Annotated in this window: 19 protein-coding genes; 11 read left to right on the top strand and 8 right to left on the bottom strand. The window is 63.9% G+C overall.

All coding sequences use genetic code 11. The features are described from left to right. Nucleotide 1: 1 nt before the first annotated feature. Nucleotides 2-301 (bottom strand): hypothetical protein, encoded by a 300-nt coding sequence (locus RHIZ70P_RS12865; protein WP_115670704.1) that lies wholly within the window; start codon nucleotides 299-301, stop codon nucleotides 2-4. 341 nt (nucleotides 302-642) lie between these two features. Between RHIZ70P_RS12865 and RHIZ70P_RS12860 the strand changes: the two genes are divergently transcribed. Together RHIZ70P_RS12860 and abc-f are read left to right on the top strand one after the other, a co-directional pair. Next, the gene (locus tag RHIZ70P_RS12860; protein ID WP_115670703.1) at nucleotides 643-1,737 is read left to right on the top strand and encodes a GGDEF domain-containing protein; all 1,095 of its coding nucleotides are present in this window, start codon (nucleotides 643-645) and stop codon (nucleotides 1,735-1,737) included. A 126-nt stretch (nucleotides 1,738-1,863) separates the two neighbouring features. Next, nucleotides 1,864-3,753, top strand: a complete 1,890-nt coding sequence (gene abc-f / locus RHIZ70P_RS12855; RefSeq protein ID WP_115670702.1) for a ribosomal protection-like ABC-F family protein — start codon at nucleotides 1,864-1,866, stop codon at nucleotides 3,751-3,753. A gap of 35 nt (nucleotides 3,754-3,788) precedes the next feature. Here abc-f and RHIZ70P_RS12850 read toward each other — a convergent pair whose 3' ends face one another. Both RHIZ70P_RS12850 and RHIZ70P_RS12845 read right to left on the bottom strand, forming a co-directional pair. Continuing rightward, entirely contained in the window at nucleotides 3,789-4,238 is a 450-nt protein-coding gene (locus RHIZ70P_RS12850) for a DNA polymerase III subunit chi (RefSeq protein ID WP_115670701.1), read from the bottom strand. A 20-nt stretch (nucleotides 4,239-4,258) separates the two neighbouring features. Further along, on the bottom strand, nucleotides 4,259-5,770 hold the full coding sequence (locus RHIZ70P_RS12845) for a leucyl aminopeptidase (RefSeq protein ID WP_115670700.1): 1,512 nt from the start codon (nucleotides 5,768-5,770) through the stop codon (nucleotides 4,259-4,261). 230 nt (nucleotides 5,771-6,000) lie between these two features. On the opposite strand from RHIZ70P_RS12845, the gene RHIZ70P_RS12840 reads away from it, so the two are divergent. The 7 genes from RHIZ70P_RS12840 to rsmA all read left to right on the top strand — a co-directional run bounded on the left by RHIZ70P_RS12840 (nucleotide 6,001) and on the right by rsmA (nucleotide 14,456). Continuing rightward, the gene (locus RHIZ70P_RS12840) at nucleotides 6,001-6,777 is read left to right on the top strand and encodes a phosphatase PAP2 family protein (RefSeq protein ID WP_181904016.1); all 777 of its coding nucleotides are present in this window, start codon (nucleotides 6,001-6,003) and stop codon (nucleotides 6,775-6,777) included. A gap of 109 nt (nucleotides 6,778-6,886) precedes the next feature. After that, a complete protein-coding gene (locus tag RHIZ70P_RS12835; protein ID WP_115670698.1) occupies nucleotides 6,887-8,065 on the top strand; it encodes an LptF/LptG family permease in 1,179 nt (392 codons plus the stop codon). Further along, entirely contained in the window at nucleotides 8,062-9,144 is a 1,083-nt protein-coding gene (lptG, locus tag RHIZ70P_RS12830; RefSeq protein ID WP_115670697.1) for an LPS export ABC transporter permease LptG, read from the top strand. The genes RHIZ70P_RS12835 and lptG overlap by 4 nt, the downstream gene beginning before the upstream one ends. Beyond that, the gene (locus RHIZ70P_RS12825) at nucleotides 9,144-11,501 is read left to right on the top strand and encodes an LPS-assembly protein LptD (protein ID WP_115670696.1); all 2,358 of its coding nucleotides are present in this window, start codon (nucleotides 9,144-9,146) and stop codon (nucleotides 11,499-11,501) included. The genes lptG and RHIZ70P_RS12825 overlap by 1 nt, the downstream gene beginning before the upstream one ends. Nucleotides 11,502-11,652: 151 nt before the next feature. Further along, nucleotides 11,653-12,591: a SurA N-terminal domain-containing protein gene (locus RHIZ70P_RS12820; RefSeq protein ID WP_115670863.1), complete on the top strand. Its 939-nt coding sequence runs from the start codon at nucleotides 11,653-11,655 to the stop codon at nucleotides 12,589-12,591. A 12-nt stretch (nucleotides 12,592-12,603) separates the two neighbouring features. Further along, nucleotides 12,604-13,629: a 4-hydroxythreonine-4-phosphate dehydrogenase PdxA gene (pdxA, locus tag RHIZ70P_RS12815; RefSeq protein WP_115670695.1), complete on the top strand. Its 1,026-nt coding sequence runs from the start codon at nucleotides 12,604-12,606 to the stop codon at nucleotides 13,627-13,629. Continuing rightward, nucleotides 13,629-14,456, top strand: a complete 828-nt coding sequence (gene rsmA / locus RHIZ70P_RS12810) for a 16S rRNA (adenine(1518)-N(6)/adenine(1519)-N(6))-dimethyltransferase RsmA (protein ID WP_115670694.1) — start codon at nucleotides 13,629-13,631, stop codon at nucleotides 14,454-14,456. The genes pdxA and rsmA overlap by 1 nt, the downstream gene beginning before the upstream one ends. Before the next feature lie 19 nt (nucleotides 14,457-14,475). On the opposite strand, the gene RHIZ70P_RS12805 is transcribed toward rsmA, so the two are convergent. Further along, nucleotides 14,476-15,426, bottom strand: coding sequence for a choline sulfate utilization transcriptional regulator (locus RHIZ70P_RS12805; RefSeq protein ID WP_115670693.1), 951 nt, complete (start codon nucleotides 15,424-15,426; stop codon nucleotides 14,476-14,478). A 120-nt stretch (nucleotides 15,427-15,546) separates the two neighbouring features. Here RHIZ70P_RS12805 and RHIZ70P_RS12800 point away from each other — a divergent pair, with 120 nt between their 5' ends. Together RHIZ70P_RS12800 and betC are read left to right on the top strand one after the other, a co-directional pair. After that, on the top strand, nucleotides 15,547-16,488 hold the full coding sequence (locus RHIZ70P_RS12800; RefSeq protein WP_115670861.1) for a choline ABC transporter substrate-binding protein: 942 nt from the start codon (nucleotides 15,547-15,549) through the stop codon (nucleotides 16,486-16,488). Nucleotide 16,489: 1 nt separating this feature from the next. Further along, nucleotides 16,490-18,019 (top strand): choline-sulfatase, encoded by a 1,530-nt coding sequence (gene betC, locus RHIZ70P_RS12795; RefSeq protein WP_115670692.1) that lies wholly within the window; start codon nucleotides 16,490-16,492, stop codon nucleotides 18,017-18,019. 136 nt (nucleotides 18,020-18,155) lie between these two features. Here betC and RHIZ70P_RS12790 read toward each other — a convergent pair whose 3' ends face one another. From RHIZ70P_RS12790 to mltG, 4 genes are all read right to left on the bottom strand, one after another. After that, nucleotides 18,156-20,318 carry a methyl-accepting chemotaxis protein gene (locus RHIZ70P_RS12790; RefSeq protein WP_181904015.1) on the bottom strand — a complete coding sequence of 721 codons (2,163 nt, stop codon included), beginning with the start codon at nucleotides 20,316-20,318 and terminating at the stop codon, nucleotides 18,156-18,158. 165 nt (nucleotides 20,319-20,483) lie between these two features. Continuing rightward, the gene (gmk, locus tag RHIZ70P_RS12785) at nucleotides 20,484-21,143 is read right to left on the bottom strand and encodes a guanylate kinase (RefSeq protein WP_115670690.1); all 660 of its coding nucleotides are present in this window, start codon (nucleotides 21,141-21,143) and stop codon (nucleotides 20,484-20,486) included. A gap of 4 nt (nucleotides 21,144-21,147) precedes the next feature. Then, entirely contained in the window at nucleotides 21,148-22,038 is an 891-nt protein-coding gene (locus tag RHIZ70P_RS12780; protein WP_115670689.1) for a YicC/YloC family endoribonuclease, read from the bottom strand. Between the two features lie 22 nt (nucleotides 22,039-22,060). Continuing rightward, nucleotides 22,061-23,278: an endolytic transglycosylase MltG gene (gene mltG, locus RHIZ70P_RS12775; protein ID WP_115670688.1), complete on the bottom strand. Its 1,218-nt coding sequence runs from the start codon at nucleotides 23,276-23,278 to the stop codon at nucleotides 22,061-22,063. Nucleotides 23,279-23,351 lie beyond the last annotated feature (73 nt).

The following is a 23,351-nucleotide window of genomic DNA, read 5'->3' as shown; positions in this document are numbered from 1 at the left end:
GTCAATTCCCTTCAAGGCAGCCGACTGCCAGATCATGGTTCAGCACAAGGAGAGCCCCGGCTCGCATCAGGCGGCCGGTAAAGTCGTTCGCATCGGAATAGGCAACCGATATCCAGGCATAGCGCCCGGACCAGACAAGCCGGCCGCCCGCATCGCCGATCACCTGCATATTGCCGCTCGCCTCACCGCCCGGGTCCGTGACGACCAGAACGAAAGGTCCGGCAGGGCGCGCCCAGACCGCCACGATCAGCAGCAGGAAGAACGCAAAATTCGCCAGGACGATCGACCTGTGGAATGCCATCAGCCGTTACTCCCTGGTTTCATTCCCGGCGCCCTTCCTTTTCGGTGGCACGTCGCGTCGAATGGTCAAAAACAGGCCATCCGGGCCCCGCACTGCAAAATTAAGGTACAGGGTGGTAACTAAGAATTCATTAAATGGGGATTGCCGCATGGTTGCTGCCGACGGGGTGGGCAAATCACGCCCAACTCCGCCTCATATTCGCGCAGGCAAGCAAACATTAACCGCGAGCGAAGGGATGCGCGCGCGTGGGCGTGCCGCGGCGGCGATTTAACGGAATCCAGAAGGTCGCACGATATGCTTACGTGAATAGCCCGAACCGGCGCGCTCCAAGGGGAAATACAATGCAGCAAGACGTCCATAGCGCATCTCGCAAGTCCCATCCGCCTCAGGCCGGCGCCCGCCAGGGATCGGGCCTGGACCCGCTACAGAAGATTGCGGGCTTCATGGCAAAGCATGAGATCGCCGGCTTGCCGCGCAACTACCACCTGGTTCACGAGGCCTTCGACGGGCACAATCCCGGGCTCGCCCGCGACCTCGGCGCCCTTGGCCAGCGTCCCACGCAGCATGCCCTCGACCAGCTGGGCCTGAAGCACCGTCTTGCCAGTCATTGCGGGCTTGCCGAAGAGAAATTGCAGTCCGAGGGCGTGGCACTGCTCGCCAAGCTGAGCGAGCATGTCGGTCTCGGCATCCTGCACAAGCAGACCTTTGCACACGCCCTCGAGACGATCAGCCGTTCGATCCGCGAGGACGAGACGCGCGGCATCGGGGAACTGATCGCCGAACTCGACTTCCTGGCAGCCGCGGCGGCGGATCTGCTGAAGACGGAAACCGAACTGGCCCTTAAACTGAAGAACGGTCTCCAGCAGATCGAGGCGGCAAACCGCGCGGCCGAGGCGGCAAAGGCGATGATGATGAAGGACGGCCTGACTGGCCTGCCCAATCGCCTCGCCTTCATGAAGCGCCTCGACGGACTGCTGGAAGACAGCGCCGCGCCCGCAGCCGCGCTGATCGTCGTCGACATCGACGACTTCCGCTCGATCAACCAGCAATTCGGCCAGGACGCCGGAAACCGGCTGCTGAAGCACATGGCCGCCATTTTTCGCAAGACGATCAAGAAGAACGATTTCGTCGCGCGGATCGACGGTGACGCCTTCGCTTTCATCTTCCGCGACGTCACGGTCGAGGACGCTCACGTGATTGCCGAGCGATTGCACGCCGCGATCGAGAACAATCTCGTCTTCGCCGCAGAATCGGGTTCCCATTCCGGCGGTCTGGGCCTGTCGATCGGTATTGCTCTTAGCCCCACGGCGGCCTCGCCGATGCAACTGCTCGCCAATGCCGAAAAGGCGCTTCACGTTGCCCGCGCCAATCCACGCCAGCCGATCGCCGTCTATCCGGCCGCGGTGGGCCGCGCCGCCGGACGCCAGGTCGCCTGACGGCTTGGTGGGCGCCGCTTCCGGCTGTTGCCGCGATGCCACCATGGCGCACGCTTGCTTGCCGCTGGCGGACGCCCAACCGGCAACGCCTTGCCTTTGCACCCCACATCGGCCAAAACCGCCGGCATGATCACCATCAACGACATATCCGCGCGCATTGCCGGCCGCCTCCTGATCGACCATGCCAGCGTCGCGCTGCCCTCCGGCACCAAGGCCGGCCTCGTCGGCCGCAACGGCGCCGGCAAGTCGACACTGTTTCGCATCATCACCGGCGACCTGTCGGCCGAGAGCGGCTCGATCTCCATCCCGAAGAACGCCCGCATCGGCCAGGTGGCCCAGGAGGCGCCGGGAACGGAAGAATCGCTGATCTCCATCGTGCTCTCCGCCGACAAGGAGCGCGCCGCCTTGCTGGCAGAGGCAGAGACTGCGACCGATCCGCACCGGATCGCCGAGATCCAGACGCGGCTCGCCGACATCGGCTCTCATTCGGCCGAGGCGCGCGCCGCGACCATCCTCTCCGGGCTTGGTTTCGACCACGAGGCGCAACTGCGGCCGGCCTCGTCCTTTTCCGGCGGCTGGCGGATGCGCGTGGCGCTCGCCGCCGTGCTGTTCGCCGAACCGGACCTGCTGCTGCTCGACGAGCCGACCAACTATCTCGACCTCGAAGGCACGCTATGGCTCGAGGACTATGTGCGGCGCTATCCGCATACCGTCATCGTCATCAGCCATGACCGCGACCTGTTGAACACCGCCGTCAATTCGATCATCCATCTCGACCAGAAGAAGCTGACCTTCTACCGCGGCGGCTACGACCAGTTCGAGCGCCAGAAGGCCGAGGCCGACGAACTGCAGATCAAGGCCAAGGCGAAGAACGACGCCGCCCGCAAGCATCTGCAGAGCTTCATCGACCGCTTCAAGGCCAAGGCATCCAAGGCCAAGCAGGCGCAAAGCCGCGTGAAGGCGCTGGAGCGCATGGGCACTGTTGCCTCGGTGATCGAGGACCATGTCCAGCCGATCTCCTTTCCCCAGCCGGAAAAACAACCGGCCTCGCCGATTGTTGCGATCTCGGGGGGCGCCGTCGGCTACGAACTGGGCAAGCCGATCCTGAAGAACATCAACCTGCGCATCGACGCTGACGACCGCATCGCCCTCCTCGGCTCCAACGGCAACGGCAAGTCGACCTTTGCCAAGCTGATCGCCGGTCGGCTTGCGCTGCAGGCCGGCGAAATGAAGCTCGCGCCGAACCTTTCGGTCGGCTTCTTCGCCCAGCACCAGCTCGACGACCTGATCCCGGAGCAGACGCCGGTCGACCATGTGCGCAGGCTTATGCCGAGCGAGCCGGAAGCCAAGGTTCGCGCCCGCGTCGCGCAGATGGGACTTGCCACGGAAAAGATGGCGACCGCAGCCAAGGATCTGTCGGGCGGCGAAAAGGCCCGGCTGCTGATGGGGCTTTCGGCCTTCCACGCCCCGAACCTCCTGATCCTCGACGAACCGACCAACCATCTCGACATCGACAGCCGCCGGGCCCTGATCGCCGCCCTCAACGACTATGACGGCGCCGTCATCCTGATCAGCCACGATCGCCACCTGATCGAGGCGACCGTGGACCGGCTGTGGCTGGTCAACAATGGCACGGTCAGCGTCTTCGAAGGAGACATGGAGGAGTATCGCAACCTGATCGTCTCCTCCGGCAAGAAGAAGGACGAGAAGGACAAGTCGGACGCCGCGCAGGAGCAGGTCAACAAGGCCGACCAGCGCAAGCTCGCCGCAGAACGCCGCGCCTCGCTTGCCCCGCTAAAGAAGAAGATCAATGAAATCGAGTCCCTGACGAAGAAACTGGAGACATTGATTCAGGCGCTTGATGCAGAGCTTGCGGATCCGGTTCTCTACGAAAAGAACCCGTCCAAGGCCGCCGACAAGGCCAGGCAACGCGGCGAGGCCGCGGCAAAGCTTTCTGCGGCGGAGGAGCAATGGCTGGAGCTGTCAGCGGAGTATGAAGAGGCGATGGCGGGGTAGACCCCGCCAGCTGGCATGCGCATCCGCGCGGCGGCTTACGCCTTCTTCTCCCAGCGCCCTTCGTTGGTCTGTTGCCAGTAGGTGAGCTTGTGGCCCTCGGCCTTCAGCTTCTTCCACTGGCCACGCGCGCCCTCGAGCTGTTCCTGGTCGTGCCCGTCGAAGACGAAGACCAGGCGGTCGTAGCCGAGCGCGTCCGGCGGCTCGGCGCCGTCGACGATGAAGCGGACGGTTGCCCCGTTGATGTTGTCCGGCACGATCGAGATCAGCACCGGCTGCCCTTCCGGCGCCTCGCCGGCATCGGTCCCGTGCGGCAGGAAACTCTCGTCACGCCAGGTCCACAAATGCGTGTCGAGCGCATCGCGACGCGCCGGATCGGCGGTCTGCACCGCCACTCTCCAGCCGCGCTCGACGCTCTTTTCGAGAAGCGGCGGCAGGGCATCCTCGAGCTTCGATTCCGTCAGATGGTAGAAGAGAATCTCGGCCAAGGCCCCTGCCCTTTCCAGTGTCACGCTTCGTAGTTGGCGCGGACCAGTTCATCGAGCAGGCGCACGCCGAAGCCCGAGCCCCAGGACTGGTTGATCTCGTCCGACGGCGAAGCCATGGCCGTGCCGGCAATGTCGAGATGGGCCCAGGGCGTGTCCTTGACGAAGCGCTTGAGGAACTGCGCAGCCGTGATCGAACCCGCGTGGCGGCCGCTCGAGTTCTTCATGTCGGCGAACTTCGAATCGATCATCTTGTCGTAGTCCTTGCCCATCGGCAGGCGCCACAGGCGCTCGTTGGTGGCAAGACCTGCGGCGAGCAGTTTGTCCGAAAGCGCATCGTCGTTGGAGAACAGGCCGGCATGCAGGTTGCCGAGCGCCACCAGGACGGCACCCGTCAGGGTCGCCAGGTTGACCATGAATTCCGGCTTGAAGCGGTCGTTGCAGTACCACAGCGCATCTGCGAGCACGAGGCGACCTTCGGCGTCCGTGTTGATGACCTCGATGGTCTGGCCCGACATCGAGGTGACGATGTCGCCCGGACGCTGGGCATTGCCGTCGGGCATGTTCTCGACGAGACCGATGATGCCGACGACATTGGCCTTGGCCTTGCGGGCGGCGAGGGTGTGCATCAGGCCGGTGACGGCGGCGGCCCCGCCCATGTCGCCCTTCATGTCTTCCATGCCGGCGGCCGGCTTGATCGAAATACCGCCTGTGTCGAACACCACGCCCTTGCCGACGAAGGCGATCGGCTTGTCCTTGGCCTTGCCGCCCTTCCACTGCATGACGACGAGACGGGGCGGGCGCACCGAGCCCTGCGCCACGCCGAGCAGCGCGCCCATGCCGAGCTTCTTCATTTCCTTCTCGCCGAGAATCTCGACCTCGACGCCGAGCGCCTCGAGCTTCTTGGCGGTATCGGCGAATTCTTCCGGCCCCAGCACGTTGGCCGGCTCGTTGACGAGATTGCGGGCGAGGATCACCCCTTCGGCAATGGCCTCGGCATCGGCGAAGGCCTTCTTCGCCGCCGCCGCGTCTGTGGTGACGATGGTGACCTTCACGTCCTTGTCGTCCGACGCGGCGTCGTCATCGCCATTGTTGTCGTTCTTCTTCTTTTTTGTCTTGTAGCTGTCGAACTTATAGGCGCGCAGCAGCATGCCGAGCGCGAAGTCGGCTGCGGCCTTTGGCGAAATCGCCAAACCGTCAACGTCGAGGAAGACTGTGGCCTTGTCCGCCCCCTTCAGCAGGCCGGTGGCCTTGCCGCCGGCCTTCAGCCAGTCGTGACCGGTCAGCGCATCCGCCTTGCCGAGCCCGACGACGACGATCCGATCGGCTTCCGAGCCGTGCGGCGCGACGATGTCGAGCGTACTCATCGACTTGCCGGTGAATTTCGCCACCTTGGCGGCGCGGGCATAGACGCCCGCCGGATCGGCCTCGACCGCCCCCGACGGCACATCCGCCTCGACCGTCTTCAACAGCACGGCAACACCACCCGTGACGCGATGGGACTTGGAGAATGTAATGTCGATCTTGCTGGTCATAGGGACTCCACGAGCATGGATGGATTTTGAGAGAAGCGGAGGCGATCTTGTCCTTTTCCGCTGCGAAGGCAAGGAAAACCGGATGGGGCGCCACGACAATCCCCGATGGATGGCCGATGGATCGAACGTGATCGCGCAGGCTCTTGTCAGGGCAAGCCGAGTGCGGATAGGTTCCGCCCGCTTCGCGCCGGCCGCGCAGCAAGAGAGTATTTTTCGAAATGGAACCGCCTTTGCCGAAGCCAGACGACCATGTCCTGTTCGATGCCGTTCGTCGAGACGCGGACGCCTATCGCGCCGTCGTGCTCGCGCTGGCGCTGTTTGCGTTCTGGTGGCTGCTGCTGGCGATCTTCCATTTCTTTCCCATGCTCGACATTGCCGCCACTGCCGCCTTCTTCAAGAGCGCCGCGTGCCCCGAAGGAATGCCCGAAGGGGTCGTCTGCGGTGATTTCCCCTACCGGCTGGACGGCCTATTCGTCTTCCTGCGCAAGGTGCTGTTCTACGCACCGTCGGCCGCGGCCGTGGTCGTCGTGATCGCGCTGATCATGGCCTTGCAGCACCATGGAGCGACTTATGAGCCACAGAAGGTGCGCCGCTACGGTCTTTCACTGATCGCCTTCTTCCTCGGCCCCTACGTCCTGGTGAACCTGCTGCTCAAGAGCTTTTCCGGCCGGCCACGGCCGCACCAGACGGACCTGTTCGGCGGAGAACTGCCTTTCATGCCGGCAGGCTCTTTCAGCGGGCAATGCGAGAACAACTGCTCGTTCATTTCCGGCGAGGCTGCCGGCGCCGGATGGCTGATCTGCCTGATCCCGCTGCTGCCGCAGAGGCTACGCCTCGTCATGGCGCCCGGCATTATTGCAGTGTCGGTAGTCACGCCGGCCTTGCGCTTCAGCTTCGGCGGTCACTATCTATCGGATGTCATGCTCGGCTGGCTGTCATCACCGGTCGTCTTCCTGCTGGTCGTGGCCGTGTTCGAAATAGCGCGGCTCAGGAAAAACGCAGTATGATGCGGGGTAAAAGCGGGAGCACGCTGTCGCCAAAATGCCGCAAGCATCGTAGACAGAGCCAAACCTCACTCGCGGGCGCGATCCGATTGCAGCGCTCCCAGGCAACCGCATGAAGCTTCTCGAACTCTACATCCTGCGGCGTGTCGGCCAGATGTTCCTCACCGCGCTCCTGCCGGTGCTGGCGATCATCTGGACGACGCAGGTGCTGGCGCGAATCAACCTGGTCACCGACAGCGGCCAGTCGGTCGGATCGTTCATGAAGCTCGCGACGCTGATCCTGCCGACCATCATTCCCGCCGTCCTTCCCTTCGCCCTGGTGATCGGGATCACCCAGGCGCTGACGGCGATGAACAATGATTCGGAACTGGCAGTGATCGACGCGGCGGGTGCGCCGCGCCGTACGATCACCCGGCCGCTTCTGCTGTTTGCCGCGGCCCTCAGCGTCTTTTCCTTCCTCATGGCCAATTTCGTCGAGCCGAAGCTTCGGGTCGGCACGCGCGAGATGATCGCCGCCGCCTATGCCGACCTCTTGTCGACGGTGATCGAGGAAAAGAATTTCCGTCGCATCGAGGACGGTCTCTACGTGCAGATTTCGGAGCGCCTGTCGGGACGCGTGCTGCGCGGGCTGTTCGTCGCCGATTCGCGCGATCCCGCCTATTCGCTGATCTATTATGCCCGCGAGGGCGCCGTCGACGAGAGTGGCACGGCGCTGGTGATGAAGGACGGCGAAGTGCAGCGCAAGACGGCCGAGGGCGAAGTGTCGATCGTGCGATTCGATTCCTATTCCTTCGACCTGTCCGATCTGTCGCAGACCCGCAGCCAGGCCCGGCTGCATGCGATCGACCGGGACCTTTCCTTCCTGCTCAATCCCGATCCTGATGATCCGGACGTGCAGAAGAATGGCGGGGAATACCGGAGCGAACTGCATCGACGGATGAGCACCTGGGCGATGCCGCTGGTGTTCGCGCTGATCTCGCTCGTCATCTGCGGCAATGCCCGCTCGCACCGGGAAGCACGGCTGCATCCGATGGCCTCGTCGCTTGCCATCGCGCTCGGGCTCTACTGGCTGTCGAACTACACGGTGAAGCTGGCCGAAGGCGACGCGGTCTATGTGCCGCTCGTTTACGCCGTGCCGCTCATCGGCGGTGGTCTTTCCGCCTTCCTGCTGTTCAGCGGACGCCAGTTGCGCCTCCCGCGCGTCATCCGCCATGCCGGCGCACGCCTGTGGAGTGCGATGTCGGGCTACTTCCCCCGCCGCGAATCATCCGGCAAGGGGTCTGCGCCATGATGTTCACGCTCGGCCGCTACTTCTTCCGCCGTTATGTGACGACGATGCTCTGGTTCCTCGCCGGCGTGATCGCGATCGGCTATCTGATCGACTTCAGCGAGACGTCCGGACGGCTTGCCGGGCGCGGCGTGTTTTCCGTCTGGGGCCTCTTGTGGCTGACGGCGCTTCGCCTGCCGCTGATCCTGCAGCAGACGATCCCCTTCATTACGCTGTTCGTCGGCATGACGACACTGATCGCCCTCAACCGGAAGTCCGAGCTCGTCGTGGCCCGGGCGGCGGGCATTTCCGTATGGCAGTTCATGGCGCCCTTCCTTGTTGGCGCCTTTCTGGTCGGCCTCGCCACTTCCTTCGTCGTCAACCCGCTTGCGGCCTGGGGCCAGCGGCAGGCTTTGCAGATCGAGGCGAGTTCGCGTGAGAGCGGCGGACGGCCCTCCACCAATGCGGTGCCGTGGCTGCGGCAGATCAGCGGCAAGGCCGACGTCATCATCGGCGCCGAGACGGTGCTCGAGGACGGGACCTTCCTCGTCGATGCCGTGCTGATCCACTTCGACAGCGACGGCCGCATCATCCTGAGACAGGACGCGCACTCGGCCAAATTGAAAGATGGTTACTGGATGCTTACCGATGTGACGGAAACCCGTCCCGGCGAGATCCCCACCAAGCTCGCCACAGCCCAAGTCAGTACCAATTTGAAACAGGAATTCGTCCAGGAACGCCTGGCGCAGCCGGAGACCGTTGCTTTTTATGAGCTTTCTCGAAAGATCGCGGTGGCCAAATCATTCGGCGTGTCGACCAAAGCGCTTGAGACGCAATTCCATTCGCTTCTTTCGCTTCCCTTCCTGCTGGTCGCAATGACGCTGATTGCTGCAACCGTTTCATTAAAATTCAGCAGGTTCAACCAGTCGCGCTCGGTGATTCTGGGTGGAATCCTGTCCGGCTTCGTGCTTTATGTGGTGACCGTGCTTGTAAAAGCATTCGGAAGCAGCGGTGTCGTACCGCCGTTCGTCGCGGCCTGGGTTCCGGTCGTCGTGGCGATGGCCTTGGGAGCGACGATCCTGCTTCATCAGGAGGATGGTTAGTGGCGGTAAGTGACCGCGTGAATATCAGAAGGCTAGCCCTAGCCCTGCTGACGGGAGTCGCCGTGTGCGCTTTGGTGTCGCCGGCCGTCGTCGCGCGTGCGCAAGACAGCCAGCCGGCTGCTTCGCTTGCAACTGATATTCCCGAAGATGCAAAGCTTCTGTTGGCAGCCAATGAACTGCTCTATGACCGTGACGCTGAACGCGTGACGGCGATCGGCGGTGTGCAGATCAATTACGGCGGCTATCAGATGGTCGCGCGCAAGGTCGTCTACGACCAGAAGAGCGGCCGGATGACGGCCACCGGCAATATCGAGATGATCGAGCCGGGCGGCAACCGCATCTATGCCGACACGCTCGACGTGACCGACAATTTCGCCGATGGCTTCGTCGAGGCACTCCGAATCGAGACCACCGACAACACCCGCCTGGCCGCCGAACGCGGCGAGCGGGTGAACGGCACGGACATGATTCTCCACAAGGGCGTCTACACCGCCTGCCTGCCCTGCGCCGACCATCCGGAACGCCCGCCGCTCTGGCAGGTCAAGGCCGAGCGCGTCATCCAGAATGGCCAGAAGCACACAGTGCGGCTGGAAAAGGCACGATTCGAACTGTTCGGCCGCACCATCGCCGTCCTGCCGGCGATCGAAGTGCCCGATCATACGGTCAAGCGCAAATCCGGCTTCCTGTTTCCGGAGATGCGCACCTCGGAAAACCTCGGCTTCGGCCTGACGGTCCCCTACTATTTCGCCATCTCCAACCAGCGCGACGCAACCGTCAAGGCGACCGGCTTCACCAGCCAGGGCGTTCTGCTGGAGGCGGAGATCCGCCAGCGCTTCGAGCGCGGCACGGCGACCTTGCGGGCCGCCGGAATCGACCAGTTGCACCGCGAGAGTTTCGACGCCAACACGAGCGATGCCAATCGCGACCTGCGCGGCATGGTGGCGTCGGAAGGCAAGTTCGAGATCAATCCACGCTGGACCTTCGGCTGGGACGTGATGGTGCAGAGCGACAACAACTTCGCCCGCACCTACAGCCTGGAGGGGCTGGACGACACAACCCATACGAACCAGATCTACCTGACCGGCCTCGGCAAGCGCAATTCCTTCGACATGCGCGGCTACTACTTCGACGTTCAGGACGCGGATACCGAAAACACCGCGGAAAAGATGCAGCCGACGGTACTGCCCTCGGTCGATTATGCCTATTATGCGCCAGAGCCTGTCGCCGGCGGCCAGCTTTCCGGCAATCTGAACTTCACCGCCCTGTCGCGCTTCAAGTCGGATGAAGTCGATGTCGATACCAATGGTGACGGCGTAAACGACCTCACACGGTTCCGTGGGCTTGACGGCACTTCGAGCCGTCTGACCGGCGAACTCGAATGGAAGCGGACGCTGAGCGTCCCCGGCGGGCTGCAACTGACGCCGTTGCTTGCCGCACGCGGCGACGCCTATGGCCTCGACCTCAATGCGCCGGTTGGCTACACCGGCAATTTCACGAGCGAAACGGCGGAAACCCGTTACATGATGACGGCCGGGCTCGAAGCCCGCTACCCCTTCCTTTTGACGACCAACAACAGCAGCCACATCATCGAGCCGATCGGCCAGATCTATGCGCGCAACGACGAGCAACTGGCCGGCCGTTTGCCGAACGAGGACGCCCAGAGCTTCGTCTTCGACGCCACCAACCTGTTCGATCGCGACAAGTTCTCCGGCTATGACCGGGTCGAGGGCGGCACCCGGGCCAATGTCGGCCTGCGCTATACCGGCTCGTTCGACAACGGCTTCGGGGTGCGCGGCGTCGTTGGACAGTCCTACCACCTCGCCGGCCTGAACTCGTACGCGACCGACGACCTCGTCCAGGTCGGCGCCGATTCCGGCCTTGAGACCGATGTCTCCGATTTCGTCGGCATGGCCGGCATCGACATGCCGAACGGCATGTCGGTGGCCACCAATCTGCGCCTCGACGAGCGGACGCTGGCGCTGCGCCGCACCGATGCCAACGTCTCGTTCTCCAACGAGAAGCTGCAGACGAGCCTGACCTACTCGCAGATCGCCGCGCAGCCGGAATACGGACTGTCGAAGCGCAATGACGAAATCCAGTCGGCGAGTTCAGTCAAGGTCAGCGAGTACTGGTCGGTATTCGGCTCCGTCACCTGGGACCTCGACAACAGCGTGATCAACCGCAAGGGCATCGGCGTCTCCTATGCCGACGAATGCACGGTCTTTTCGCTCGTCTACTCCGACAAGTACGATCCCGAGGAAGAATCGGCGAGCGACTGGTCGATCGGTGCGCGGCTGACTTTCCGCACGCTGGGCGACGTCAAGGTCGGCGATACCGAGCTCGCCGGGTTCAACTAAACCCGGATTCCCGGCAAAACCCCTAGCGATTGCGGGTCGTTGTCATTGTTTCGCCGCACGGATTGTGCAATCGGTGCGGCAGATTATACTTTCACCGGACTATGCGTAGGCGGGTTGAGCACTTTTTTTGCTCCCGCTGGAAAGGAAGATGATGGCCATTGCAAAGAAGGGAAAGCGGATGCTGCTCGCCTGCACGGTCGCGCTGGCGATCATTGCGGGTGACGCGTCCGTCGTCAATGTCGCTCAGGCTGCGAGCCAGGTCGTCGCCGTCGTCAACAAGGCGGCCATCACCAATGGCGACGTTGCCCGCCGGGTCGCCTTTCTTCGCCTTCAGCGCCGCAAGGGCAATCTGAACCAGATCGCCAAGGAAGAGATGATCGAGGAAGCCTTGAAGCGGCAGGAAATCGCCCGCGTCGGCATGTCGGTCAGCACGTCCGAGGTCGATGCCGCCTATGCGCGGTTTGCCTCGGGCAACAAGCTTTCGCCGCAGCAGATGACGCAGATCCTCGGCCAGGCCGGCGTCGGTGTCGAGCATTTCAAGGCCTATATCGCCGTCTCGATGAGCTGGCCGCGCCTGGTCAATGCCCGCTACGGGTCCAAGAACAAGATGTCGAACCAGGATCTCGTCACCCGCCTGCTGGAAAACAAGCAGAAGCCGGTGACCACCGAATACTTCCTCAAGCAGGTCATTTTCGTCGTGCCCGCTTCGAAGAAGGGCATCACCGGCAAGCGCAAGGCCGAGGCGGAAGCCTCCCGCGCCAAGTTCCCGGGCTGCGACGGCGCCATGGACTTCGCCAAGAACTATCTCGACGTGTCGATCCGCAATCTTGGTCGCGTGCTCGAACCCGAACTGCCGGCGGACTGGAAGCCGCTGATCGAGAAGGCCAAGGGCGGCACGACCGGCACACGCGTGACCGAGCGTGGAGTCGAATATCTGGCGATCTGCAACCAGCGCCAGGTTTCCGACGACGTTGCGGCCGAGGTCGTGTTCCGCGCCGAAGATCTCGGCAAGGAAAAGCAGGACGACAATCCGAATGCCAAGAAATACCTGGACGAACTGCGCTCGAAAGCACAGATCGTCAACAACTGAGCCGAGCACCGGATGACCCCTGCCGACCATCTTCCTCTTGCAGTGAGCCAGGGCGACCCGGCAGGCATTGGTCCCGACATTGCGCTCGCCGCCTGGGTGAAGCGGGCGGAGCATCGGGTGCCGCCTTTCCTCTACATTGGCGACCCGGCCGTTCTTGCCGTTCGTGCACGCCAGCTCGATCTCGACGTGGCGCTCAAGGAAACCGATGCAGCGGGTGCGATCTCCGTGTTCGACACAGCGCTTCCGGTTCTTTCCGTGCCGATCGGCTTCGACGTCGTTGCCGGCGAGCCGCATGTCGCCAATGCCAAGGGCACGATTGCGGCCATCGAAACCGCCGTTCAGCTTTGTTTCGATGGCAAGGCTCGCGCCGTGGTCACCAACCCGATCGCCAAGTCCGTGCTTTACGAGGCGGGTTTCGGCTTTCCTGGCCACACAGAATTCCTCGCCGAACTCGCCAAGCGCCACACCGGCGAGACCTATCGCCCGGTAATGATGCTGGCCGGTCCGAAAGTCCGCGCCGTGCCCGTGACGATCCACATCCCGATCAAGGACGTCCCAGGCGCGCTCAGCGAGGCCGTAATTGTCGAAACCTGCCGGATCGTCGCCGCCGATCTCAAGAACCGTTTCGGCATCGCCCATCCCCGTCTCGCCGTCGCTGGCCTCAACCCGCATGCCGGCGAAGGTGGCGCGATCGGCCACGAGGACGAGGACATCATCCATCCCGCCATCATGACACTGCGCAGCGAGGGCATCGATGCCTTCGGGCCCCTGCCGGCCGACACCATGTTCCATGACGAGGCCCGCCGCCGCTACGACGTGGCCATCTGCATGTATCACGATCAGGCGCTGATCCCGGTCAAGGCCCTCGGCTTCGACGATTCGGTCAATGTCACGCTCGGCCTTCCCTTCGTCCGCACCTCGCCGGACCACGGGACCGCCTTCGGCATTGCCGGCCAGGGCATCGCCCGCGAGGACAGCCTGGTCGCGGCGCTGAAGCTCGCCGACGAGATCAGCCGGACGAGCGAAGCAAGATCCTGATGGCGGCCATCGACGGACTGCCGCCACTGCGCGACGTGATCGCCCGCCACGGGCTCGACGCGCGCAAGGCGCTCGGCCAGAATTTTCTGCTCGATCTCAACCTCACCCAAAAGATCGCCCGGACCGCCGGACCGCTCGAGGGCGTGACCGTGTTCGAGGTCGGCCCCGGCCCCGGCGGCCTGACGCGCGCCATCCTGTCTCTCGGCGCCAAGAAGGTCATTGCCGTCGAGCGCGACGCCCGCTGCCTGCCGGCGCTTGCCGAAATCGCCGAGCACTATCCCGGCCGCCTCGAGGTGATCGAGGGCGATGCGCTGAAGACCGATTTCGAGGCGATGGCGCCGGATGGTCCGGTGAAGATCATCGCCAACCTGCCCTATAATGTCGGCACGCAATTGCTGGTCAATTGGCTGCTGCCGCGAAACTGGCCGCCGTTCTGGCAGTCGCTGACCCTGATGTTCCAGCGGGAAGTGGGCCTGCGCATCGTCGCCGACGAGAGCGACGATCACTATGGCCGGCTGGGTGTGCTATGCGGCTGGCGCACCGAGGCACACATGGCCTTCGACGTACCGCCGCAGGCGTTTACGCCACCGCCGAAGGTCACCTCCTCGGTCGTGCATCTGGTGCCGCGACAGGAACCGCTTCCCTGCAACGTAGAGAAACTGGAACGCGTGACGCAGGCCGCCTTCGGGCAACGCCGCAAGATGCTGCGCCAGAGCCTGAAATCGCTCGGCGGCGAGGCGCTGCTGGCCAGGGCGGGGATCGATCCGGCGCGGCGAGCCGAGACCTTGTCGGTCGAGGAATTCTGCCGCATCGCCAATCTCCTGTAACAAAAGACCTCGAGCGGTTCTACCGCGAGGCTTCTCCTGCCGGTTCCAATGTGTAATTCGCGCCCTTGGCACCGCCGCGCGCTTCCTTGACCAGCCAGGCGGCCAGTTGGGCGACGCTTGCCCGTCGCGCCCGTGGCACCAGAAGCCAATAGCCGCGATCCTCGTCTTCGAGCACGCCACCCGCCGGGCAGAGCAAACCACTGTCGAGTGTCTGGTCGACGAGGCCGAGCCATCCCAGTGCCAGTCCCTGCCCTCCCAGCGCCGCCTGTATGACCATGGCATAGGTGTTGAAGCTCATGTCGCCATGGCCGGCATCCGGTTTGCGGCTCGTCCCCGTCCTGCCGAGATAGCTCGGCCACTCGAACCACGGCGATGGGACTGCTGCATCCAGATGGATGAGCGGAACCGCCGTCAGGGCTTCGGGATGATCGAACGGACCATGCCGTTCGAGAAAGGCCGGTGTGCAGACCGGCACGACACGCTCCGGCATCAGCAGGATCGCGTCCTGACCGAACTCGCCATGCGAACCGAAGGCGACGGCGATGTCGGCGCCCTCCTCCCAGTCGCTGGCGAGGCGCTGCGTCGCGACGATCTGCAGATCCAGTTCGGGATGGGACTGGCGAAACGCGTGCATGCGGGGAATGAGCCAGAGGCTGGAGAAGGCATAGTCAGTGCACAGTCGGATGACGGGCCTCTGGCTGGCGGCACGAATGACCCGCTCGACCTCATCCAGTTCCTGGACCGTGCGCGCGGCGATGTCGAACACCCGCCGTCCCTCGTCCGTCAGTGCCACGCCGCGATGGAGACGGCGCAACAGGGGCGCCCCGAAGCTCTGCTCCAGGAGCCGGATCTGGTAGCTCACCGCCGGCTGGCTCAATCCTCGTGCACGTGCGGCGGCCGACAGGGAGCCACGCCGGCCAATCTCGACCAGAAGCCGCATCCATCCGAGGTCCACCGGCGCATCTGCCATAAGGCATCCTTATGTCAACGATCAGAACTTTCGAGCTTCACAGCCTAACGTAGTTTCCGCTTCAATAAACCTGGCGAATATCAAAAAAGAGGGAACGAAGACATGCATCAGAATAAAAGCATGACCAGGCTGTGGCTCGGCGGCGTCGCGCTCGCGGTTTCCATGGGCTTAGCCGCTCCGGCTCTGGCCGCCGATGCCGAGAGCTGCAAGACCATTCGCCTGTCCGATCCCGGTTGGACCGACATTACAGCCACCAATGGCGTGGCATCCGTGCTACTCGAAGCGCTCGGCTATCAGCCCGAGGTCAAGACGCTCGCGGTTCCGATCGGGTACCAGTCAATGAAGAACGGCGAGATCGACGTCTTCCTCGGCAACTGGATGCCGGCGCAGCAGGCCTTCATCGACGACTTGAACGCCGCCAAGGCGGTCGAGGTGCTCAACAGGAATCTCGAAGGCGCCAAGTTCACCCTGGCGGTGCCGACGACCTCGGCCGAGAAGGGCGTCAAGGACTTCGCCGACCTCGAAAAGCATGGCGACGATTTCGAACGCACGATCTACGGCATCGAGCCCGGCGCACCGGCCAACCTCAACATTCAGAAGATGATCGATGCCGGTGAATTCGGGCTGAAGGACTGGAAGCTGGTCGAATCCGGGGAACAGGCCATGCTCTCGCAGGTCGAACGAGCGACGAAGGAAGGCAAGGGCGTGGTCTTCCTTGCCTGGGCACCGCATCCGATGAACGAGCGCTTCCAGATCACCTACCTCTCCGGCGGCGACGCCCATTTCGGACCCAATTACGGGGGCGCCGAGGTCTACACGCTGGCGCGGACCGGCTGGTCGGAAAGCTGCCCGAATGCGGCCGGGCTGTTCAAGCAGTTGAAGTTCGAAGTGAGCATGGAGAACGTGCTGATGGGCGAGATCCTCGGCGGCAAGGATTCCAAGGAGGCGGCGAGCGCCTGGCTCAAGGCCAACCCCGCCGTGCTCGAAAGCTGGCTTTCCGGCGTAACGACGCTCGACGGCAAGCCCGGCGCGGAAGCCGTCAAGACGTCTCTCGGGCTCTGAGATGGACAGCATCGTGCAAGCCCGTCCGAACATCCTGATCCTGATGGTCGACCAGTTCAACGGCACGCTCTTCCCCGACGGGCCGGCTGAGTTTCTTCATGCACCGCATCTGAAATCCCTGGCGAAGCGCTCCGTGCGCTTCGCCAACACCTATACGGCCAGCCCGCTTTGCGCACCGGCGCGGGCCTCGTTCATGTCGGGGCAATTGCCGAGCCGCACCCGCGTCTACGACAATGCCGCGGAATTCTCTTCCGACATTCCGACCTTCGCCCACCACCTGCGCAATGCCGGCTACCAGACCAGCCTGTCTGGCAAAATGCACTTCGTCGGACCGGACCAGTTACACGGTTTCGAGGAACGGCTGACGACCGACATCTATCCGGCCGACTTCGGCTGGACGCCGGACTATTCCAAACCCGGCGAGCGGATCGACTGGTGGTACCACAATCTCGGCTCCGTCACCGGGGCGGGCGTGGCCGAGATCACCAACCAGATGGAGTATGACGACGAGGTCGCCTACCATGCGACACGCCGGCTCTACGATCTGTCGCGCGGCCAGGACGAGCGGCCGTGGTGCCTGACGGCGAGCTTCACCCATCCGCACGATCCTTACGTGGCAAGGCGCAAGTTCTGGGACCTCTACGAGGACTGCCGGGCGCTCGACCCCACCGTGCCGGCGATCCCCTATGACGCCCAGGACCCACATTCGAAGCGGCTGATGGATGCCTGCGACCATACGGCCTTTGCCATCAGCGACGAGGACATCCGTCGCGCCCGCCGCGGTTATTTCGCCAACATTTCCTATGTCGACGAGAAGATCGGCGAGATCCTCGACGTGCTGGAGCGGACCCGCCTGGCGGACAATACCGCCATCCTGTTCGTCTCCGACCATGGCGACATGCTGGGCGAGCGCGGTCTGTGGTTCAAGATGAACTTCTTTGAAGGTTCGGCCCGCGTGCCGCTAATGCTGTGCGCGCCGGGGCTGGAGGCAAGGCTGGTGGCCGAGCCCGTTTCAACGCTCGACGTGACGCCGACGCTTGCCGGTCTTGCCGGCATCGACATGTCGACGCTTGCCGCCTGGACCGACGGCGAGGATCTGATGCCTCTTGCCCGGGGCTCGGGCGAGCGCGGCGCCGTGCCGATGGAATATGCGGCGGAGGGGTCGATCGCGCCACTGGTCGCGATCCGGGACGGCCGCTTCAAGTTGACGCTGTGCGATCGGGATCCGCCGATCCTCATCGATCTCGACAGCGATCCGCAGGAATTGCACAACCTGGCAAGCCAGCCGGCCCATGCCGGGACCCTCCGGCGGCTCGAAGCATTGGCGGCAGGGCGCTGGGATCTCAAGCGCTACGACGCCGCCGTGCGCGAGAGCCAGGCCCGGCGCCACGTGGTCTATGCCGCCTTGCGCAACGGGGCTTACTTCCCCTGGGACTACCAGCCGCTGCAGAGGGCATCGGAGCGCTATATGCGCAATCACATGGATCTGAACATCCTGGAGGAGAGCCAGCGCTTTCCGCGCGGCGAATAGGCCGGGAGAATGGGCGGCGTGCGCCGCGCCGTCCACGATCCCCGAAGCGGCTTGTTTGCGCTGGGGGCATTCTGCAACCAGGAAAAGCGGACGGGGGCCTCAAGGCCCCCGTCGCCCTTTCGGATGGACGAACCGATTACGCGGCGCGCAGGGAACGGTCGCGGCTGGCCTCGGCCAGACGGAACAGCGCCACCTGCTCGTTCAGCCGGTCCGCCTCGTTGGCGAGACCGTGCGTGGCGGCGCTGGTTTCCTCGACCATGGCGGCGTTCTGCTGGGTTACCTGATCCATCTGCCCGACCGCCGCGCTGATCTCGCCGAGCGCGGCGGACTGCTGGCGGGCGGCCGAGACGATCGCCATGATCTCGTCATTGATCGTTTCCACATGGGACTCGATGCCCTTTAGCGCCTCGCCGGTCTGCCCGACCAGCGTCACGCCGGTCCTCACCTCCCCTGCAGAGCGGGCGATCAGGTCCTTGATCTCGCGGGCGGCATGGGCGGATCGCTGGGCGAGCTCGCGCACTTCCTGGGCGACGACGGCAAAGCCCTTGCCGGCCTCGCCAGCGCGTGCCGCTTCGACCCCGGCATTGAGTGCCAGAAGATTGGTCTGGAAGGCGATGTCATCGATGACGCCGATGATCTGGCCGATCTGGCCCGAGGAGTGCTCGATCCGGCCCATGGCATCGACGGTGTCCCGGACGACCGTCCCGGAGTGCCGGGCATCGACCGTCGCGCGCTCGACGAGCCCGCCGGCGTGTTCGGCCCGGCGACTGACGTCGCGGATCCCCGAGGTGATCTCGGTGATCGAGGCCGAGGCCTCCTCCAGCGCGGCAGCCTGCCTCTCGGTGCGCTGGGCAAGGTCGTCGGCGGCCTGGCGAATCTCCAGCGAGCCGTGGTGGATCGTCGACGTGCTTTCGCTGATCGAGGCAATCACCGTCTGGAGCTTGTCCAGCGAGGCGTTGAAGTTGAGGCGCAGCGCGTCCAGCGCCGGCGCAAAGCTCCGGTCGATGCGCTGCGTGAGATCGCCGGCGGAGAGATGGTCGAGACCGATACCGAGTTGCTCCACCGCAAAGCCGATCTCGGCGGCACGTTCGGCCCGCTCGCTGTCGGCGGCATCGCGCCGGGCCTGTTCCACTTGCGCCAGGCGAGCCTCCTCCTCTCGCTCACGCCGGACTCGGTCCCGGGACATGGTGATGAAACTGCCCACGGCCTGCCCCATCGCCCCGATCTCGTCCCGGCTGTCGAACTGCGCCAGGTTCACGTCGACTTCGCCGGTCGCCAGCTTTTTCATCGCATTGGTCAACACGCCCAGCGGCCGGATCACGGTGAAAGCGAGCGATACGGCAAGGAGGAAGGCCAGCAGCACGCCGCCGAGGCCAAGAGCCAGCACGGTGACGAAGCTCTGCATTTCAACGGCGGCAATATGGTTGGCCTCGGTCACGATCGCCTTGAGGGTCGCATCCTCTGCCGTCTTCAGGCGCTGGATGCGTTCACTCGCCAAGGAAAACCAATCGGGGGCTGGGAGACCGTTCAGATCGCCCGCGACGCCGCCCTTGATGATGCGTGCCCGCATCGTTTCCAGGGCCGCGCCGTCGCGCTGCATTTCGACCAGCACCTGTTGGCGCTGGTCTGACGGCAGAAGCTCGACATAGGCGTCGAGCAGCGCCGTCTGCGCGCCGAACAGGCCGGCAAAGACCATGAAACGCTGTTCGTCGATGCGCGCGGCGGACAGGAAGGCGTTGCCGATAGCGCGCTCCTGGCCCGCCAGTTCCTTGGCGTTCATCAGGAGGTTGTAGGCGATCATGTGCCCGAACGTGCCCTCGCTGCCGATCGCCAGCGAAAAGTCGCGCGACAGATCCGTCAGTTGGCCGATCAGACCCGTGTAGAAGTTGAAAGAATCCGCCGCTGTGGCGGAGAGCCCGTCCACCGCCTTGCGTCGATCCGCCAGTTGGGCGAGTTCCGCCGCGACGCGATCGGTGCGCGCCTTGAGAGAAGAATTGTCCTCGGCAGCGACCGTGGCAAGAACGCCGGTCATGGCGGCGACGTGCGGATCGCTCTTGCCCCGGGCGGCGGCCAGGGCATCCACACCTTGCTTGCCCTGCGCACCGATGAAGCCGGCCGTCTGGCCCCGCTCGACCTGCAAGGCGTGCACCAGGCTGCCCAGGGTCGCGATCTCCTCCGTCGCTTCGACCAGGCGCTCAGCATGGCGGTAATTGTCATAGCTGGCGCTCATCTGCATCCAGGCCAGCACGACCACCGCCACGAGCGGAACGGCCATGGCCGCAGCAAGGCGCCATTTCACGGATATGTCTTTCAAACGCATTTTCTCGTCTCACGATGGGGGGATGGCACGCTCCTGGCGGGCCTTGTCGCGAAAACAAGTAAACGGCGCTCAACTATTAACTTTAGCTGAAGCTCACTTTGTATTTTCTAGCCGCGGCGGTGCCGATGCGCGCATGGGTCGCAGTCAGCGTCCATCCGATTCGACGAGGGTGCTGACGAAGTCGAACAGCCCATGGCGGCGGTCACGGCGGAGTCGCTCGGCCTTGACGATCGACTGGACGGCATCGAAAGCCGTCTGCAGGTCGTCATTGACGATGACATAATCATACTCGCGCCAGTGGCCGATCTCGGAGCGGGAATTGGCAAGCCGCGTCTGGATGACCTCTTCGGTGTCCTCGGCGCGGCGGTGCAGGCGCGACTGAAGCTCGGCCATGGTCGGCGGCAGGATGAAGATCGACACGACGTCAGCCTTCATCTTGTCCTGCAACTGTTGCGCACCCTGCCAGTCGATGTCGAACAGCATGTCACGGCCCTCGGACATTGCAAGCTCGACAGGTTCGCGCGGCGTGCCGTAGAAATTGCCGTGAACCTCGGCCCATTCCAGCAGCGAGTCCGAATCGCGCATGCGCTCGAATTCGCGTTGCGAGGCAAAGTGGTAATGCACCCCCTCGATCTCGCTCTGGCGCCGCTGGCGCGTGGTGACGCTGACCGACATGCCGATCTGGCGGTCCCGCTCCATCAGCGTGCGCGCAATCGTCGACTTTCCCGCGCCCGAAGGCGACGAGATCACCAGCATCAACCCCCGGCGCGCGATCTGGACGACCGCCCCCTTGCCCTCTGCCATCAGTTCACTCCAAATTCTGGACCTGTTCGCGGAACTGGTCGATCACGACCTTCAACTCGATGCCCGCGGCGGTAACGGCCACGCCGTTCGACTTCGAACAGATGGTATTCGATTCGCGGTTGAATTCCTGCGCAATGAAATCGAGCTTGCGACCGACGGGGCCGCCAAGCGCCAGGAGATCACGTGCGGCGGCGACATGCGCCTTCAGCCGGTCGATCTCCTCGCGCAGATCGGCGCGGGTGGCCAGAAGCGCCACCTCGGCATGCAGCCGGTCACGGTCGAGCGTGCCGGCAGCGCCCATCAGCGTGGCGATCTGGCTCTCCAGGCGCCGGGCAATCTCGCCGGGCTGGCGCGACGGATCGGCCTCGACGGTCAGCGCCAGTTCCTCGATACGAGTCACCTGGTCCGAAAGCAGGCGATAGAGCGCATCACCCTCGATGCGCCGCATCTCGCACAGCGCATGCACGGCCTGTTCCAGGCCGGCGAGAATATCCGCCTCACGCCGGGAAACCGCTTCTGCGTCGTCGGCCGCTTCCTTGAATTCGACGAGACCACGGATCGACAACAGGGCGTCGAGTCTCAGCGGCGCAGGATCGACCAGCGCCGCACCGAGTTCATCCCTCAATTTCAGCAGAGCATCGAGCGCGTCGCGATTGAGCACGGCCTCGACGCGGTTCTCGCTCACCTGCACGGTCAGTCCGACCTGGACATTGCCGCGCGTCAAAAATTGCGACAGCAGACGCCGGATGTCGCTTTCAAGGCCTTCCATGCCCTGCGGAAGGCGCATCCGGATGTCCAGCCCCTTGCCATTCACCGAGCGCAACTCCCAGGCCCAGCGATGCCGACCGCTGGTTCCCTCGCTCCGGGCAAAGCCGGTCATGGATTGCAGTGCCATCGACCTGTCCTCGGTTAGCTGCTCAGCTCTTCTTCTTCTTCGCGGCGGCGGCGTCCGGATCGGCTTCCGGCGGCGCATCGACCGCTGCACCCGGATCCTCGCCACGTTCGGCCTCGATCTTGCGCCAGTTGCGCACATTCGCATTGTGCTCATCGAGCGTCGCGGCAAAGACATGGCCTCCGGTGCCGTCCGCGACGAAGTACAGGTCCTTGGTCTTCCACGGATGGGCGACGGCCTCGAGCGCGGCACGGCCCGGATTGGCGATCGGGCCCGGCGGCAGTCCCTTGATGACGTAGGTGTTGTACGGCGTTTCCTTCTTCAGGTCCGACTGGTAGATCGGCCGATCGGATGGCTTGCCGTCACCGCCAAACAAGCCGTAGACGATCGTCGGGTCGGACTGCAGCCGCATGCCCTTGGCCAGGCGATTGATGAAGACCGATGCGACATGGGCACGCTCGTCGTCCTTGCCGGTCTCCTTCTCGACGATCGAGGCGAGCGTGACGAACTCCTCCCTGGTCTTGATCGGGAGGTCGGGATCACGTTTCTCCCAGATCTGGTCGACGAGCCTCTGCTGCGCCGCCGCCATCTGGTTGACGATCTCTGTACGCTTGGTGCCGCGCGAGAACTTGTAGGTGTCCGGGCGCAGCGAACCCTCGACCGGCAGTTCGGCCGGCAGTTCGCCTTCCAGAACCGGATCGTCCGCCAGCCGCTTGAACATCTGCTTGACGGTCAGGCCCTCCGGCATCGAAACGGAGTAAAGAATTGACTTTCCCGACTTCAGCAGATCCATGATCTCCTTCATCGACGCGGACGCCTTGATCTCGTATTCGCCGGCTTTCAGGCTCTCGCCTTCCCGCAGGTAGGTCGCGGTCACATGGCGGAAGATGCGGGAATCGGTGATGATGCCGTTGCGCTCGAGGCTGCCGGCGATCTCGGCGAGGCCCGCGCCGCTGCGCACGACGAAATTGGTGTTGGTGGCGAGCGGACCGGGATTCTGGTAGGCCGACATCGCATAGAAGAACACGGCGACCGCGATCACGCAGACCGCTACCACCATCGTCATCAGAAAGTTGAGGAAGATCACCACCTGGCTGCGCGCCTTGCGCGAACGCCGGGGCGGAGCGGGAACCCGCTCCGGACGGAGTGCCTCGGTCGGAGACTTCGGAATGATCGGCCCTTTTGCAGAGGTTTCCGCTCCGCGGCCAAAGGAAATCCCGCTGTTCTGGCTATCGTCGGTCACAGGCAATCCTCTTCAGTTCGGTATCGCTGCTGTCTGGCCAAGCAATACGGCAAAAAGCAGGTGGAAGCGGGAC

The sequence above is a fragment of the Paenirhizobium selenitireducens ATCC BAA-1503 genome (assembly GCF_900492185.1).
GTDB lineage: Bacteria > Pseudomonadota > Alphaproteobacteria > Rhizobiales > Rhizobiaceae > Allorhizobium > Allorhizobium selenitireducens_A.
The sequence above is the reverse complement of the archived record's forward strand: the minus strand, read 5'-3'. Positions and strand labels throughout refer to the sequence as shown.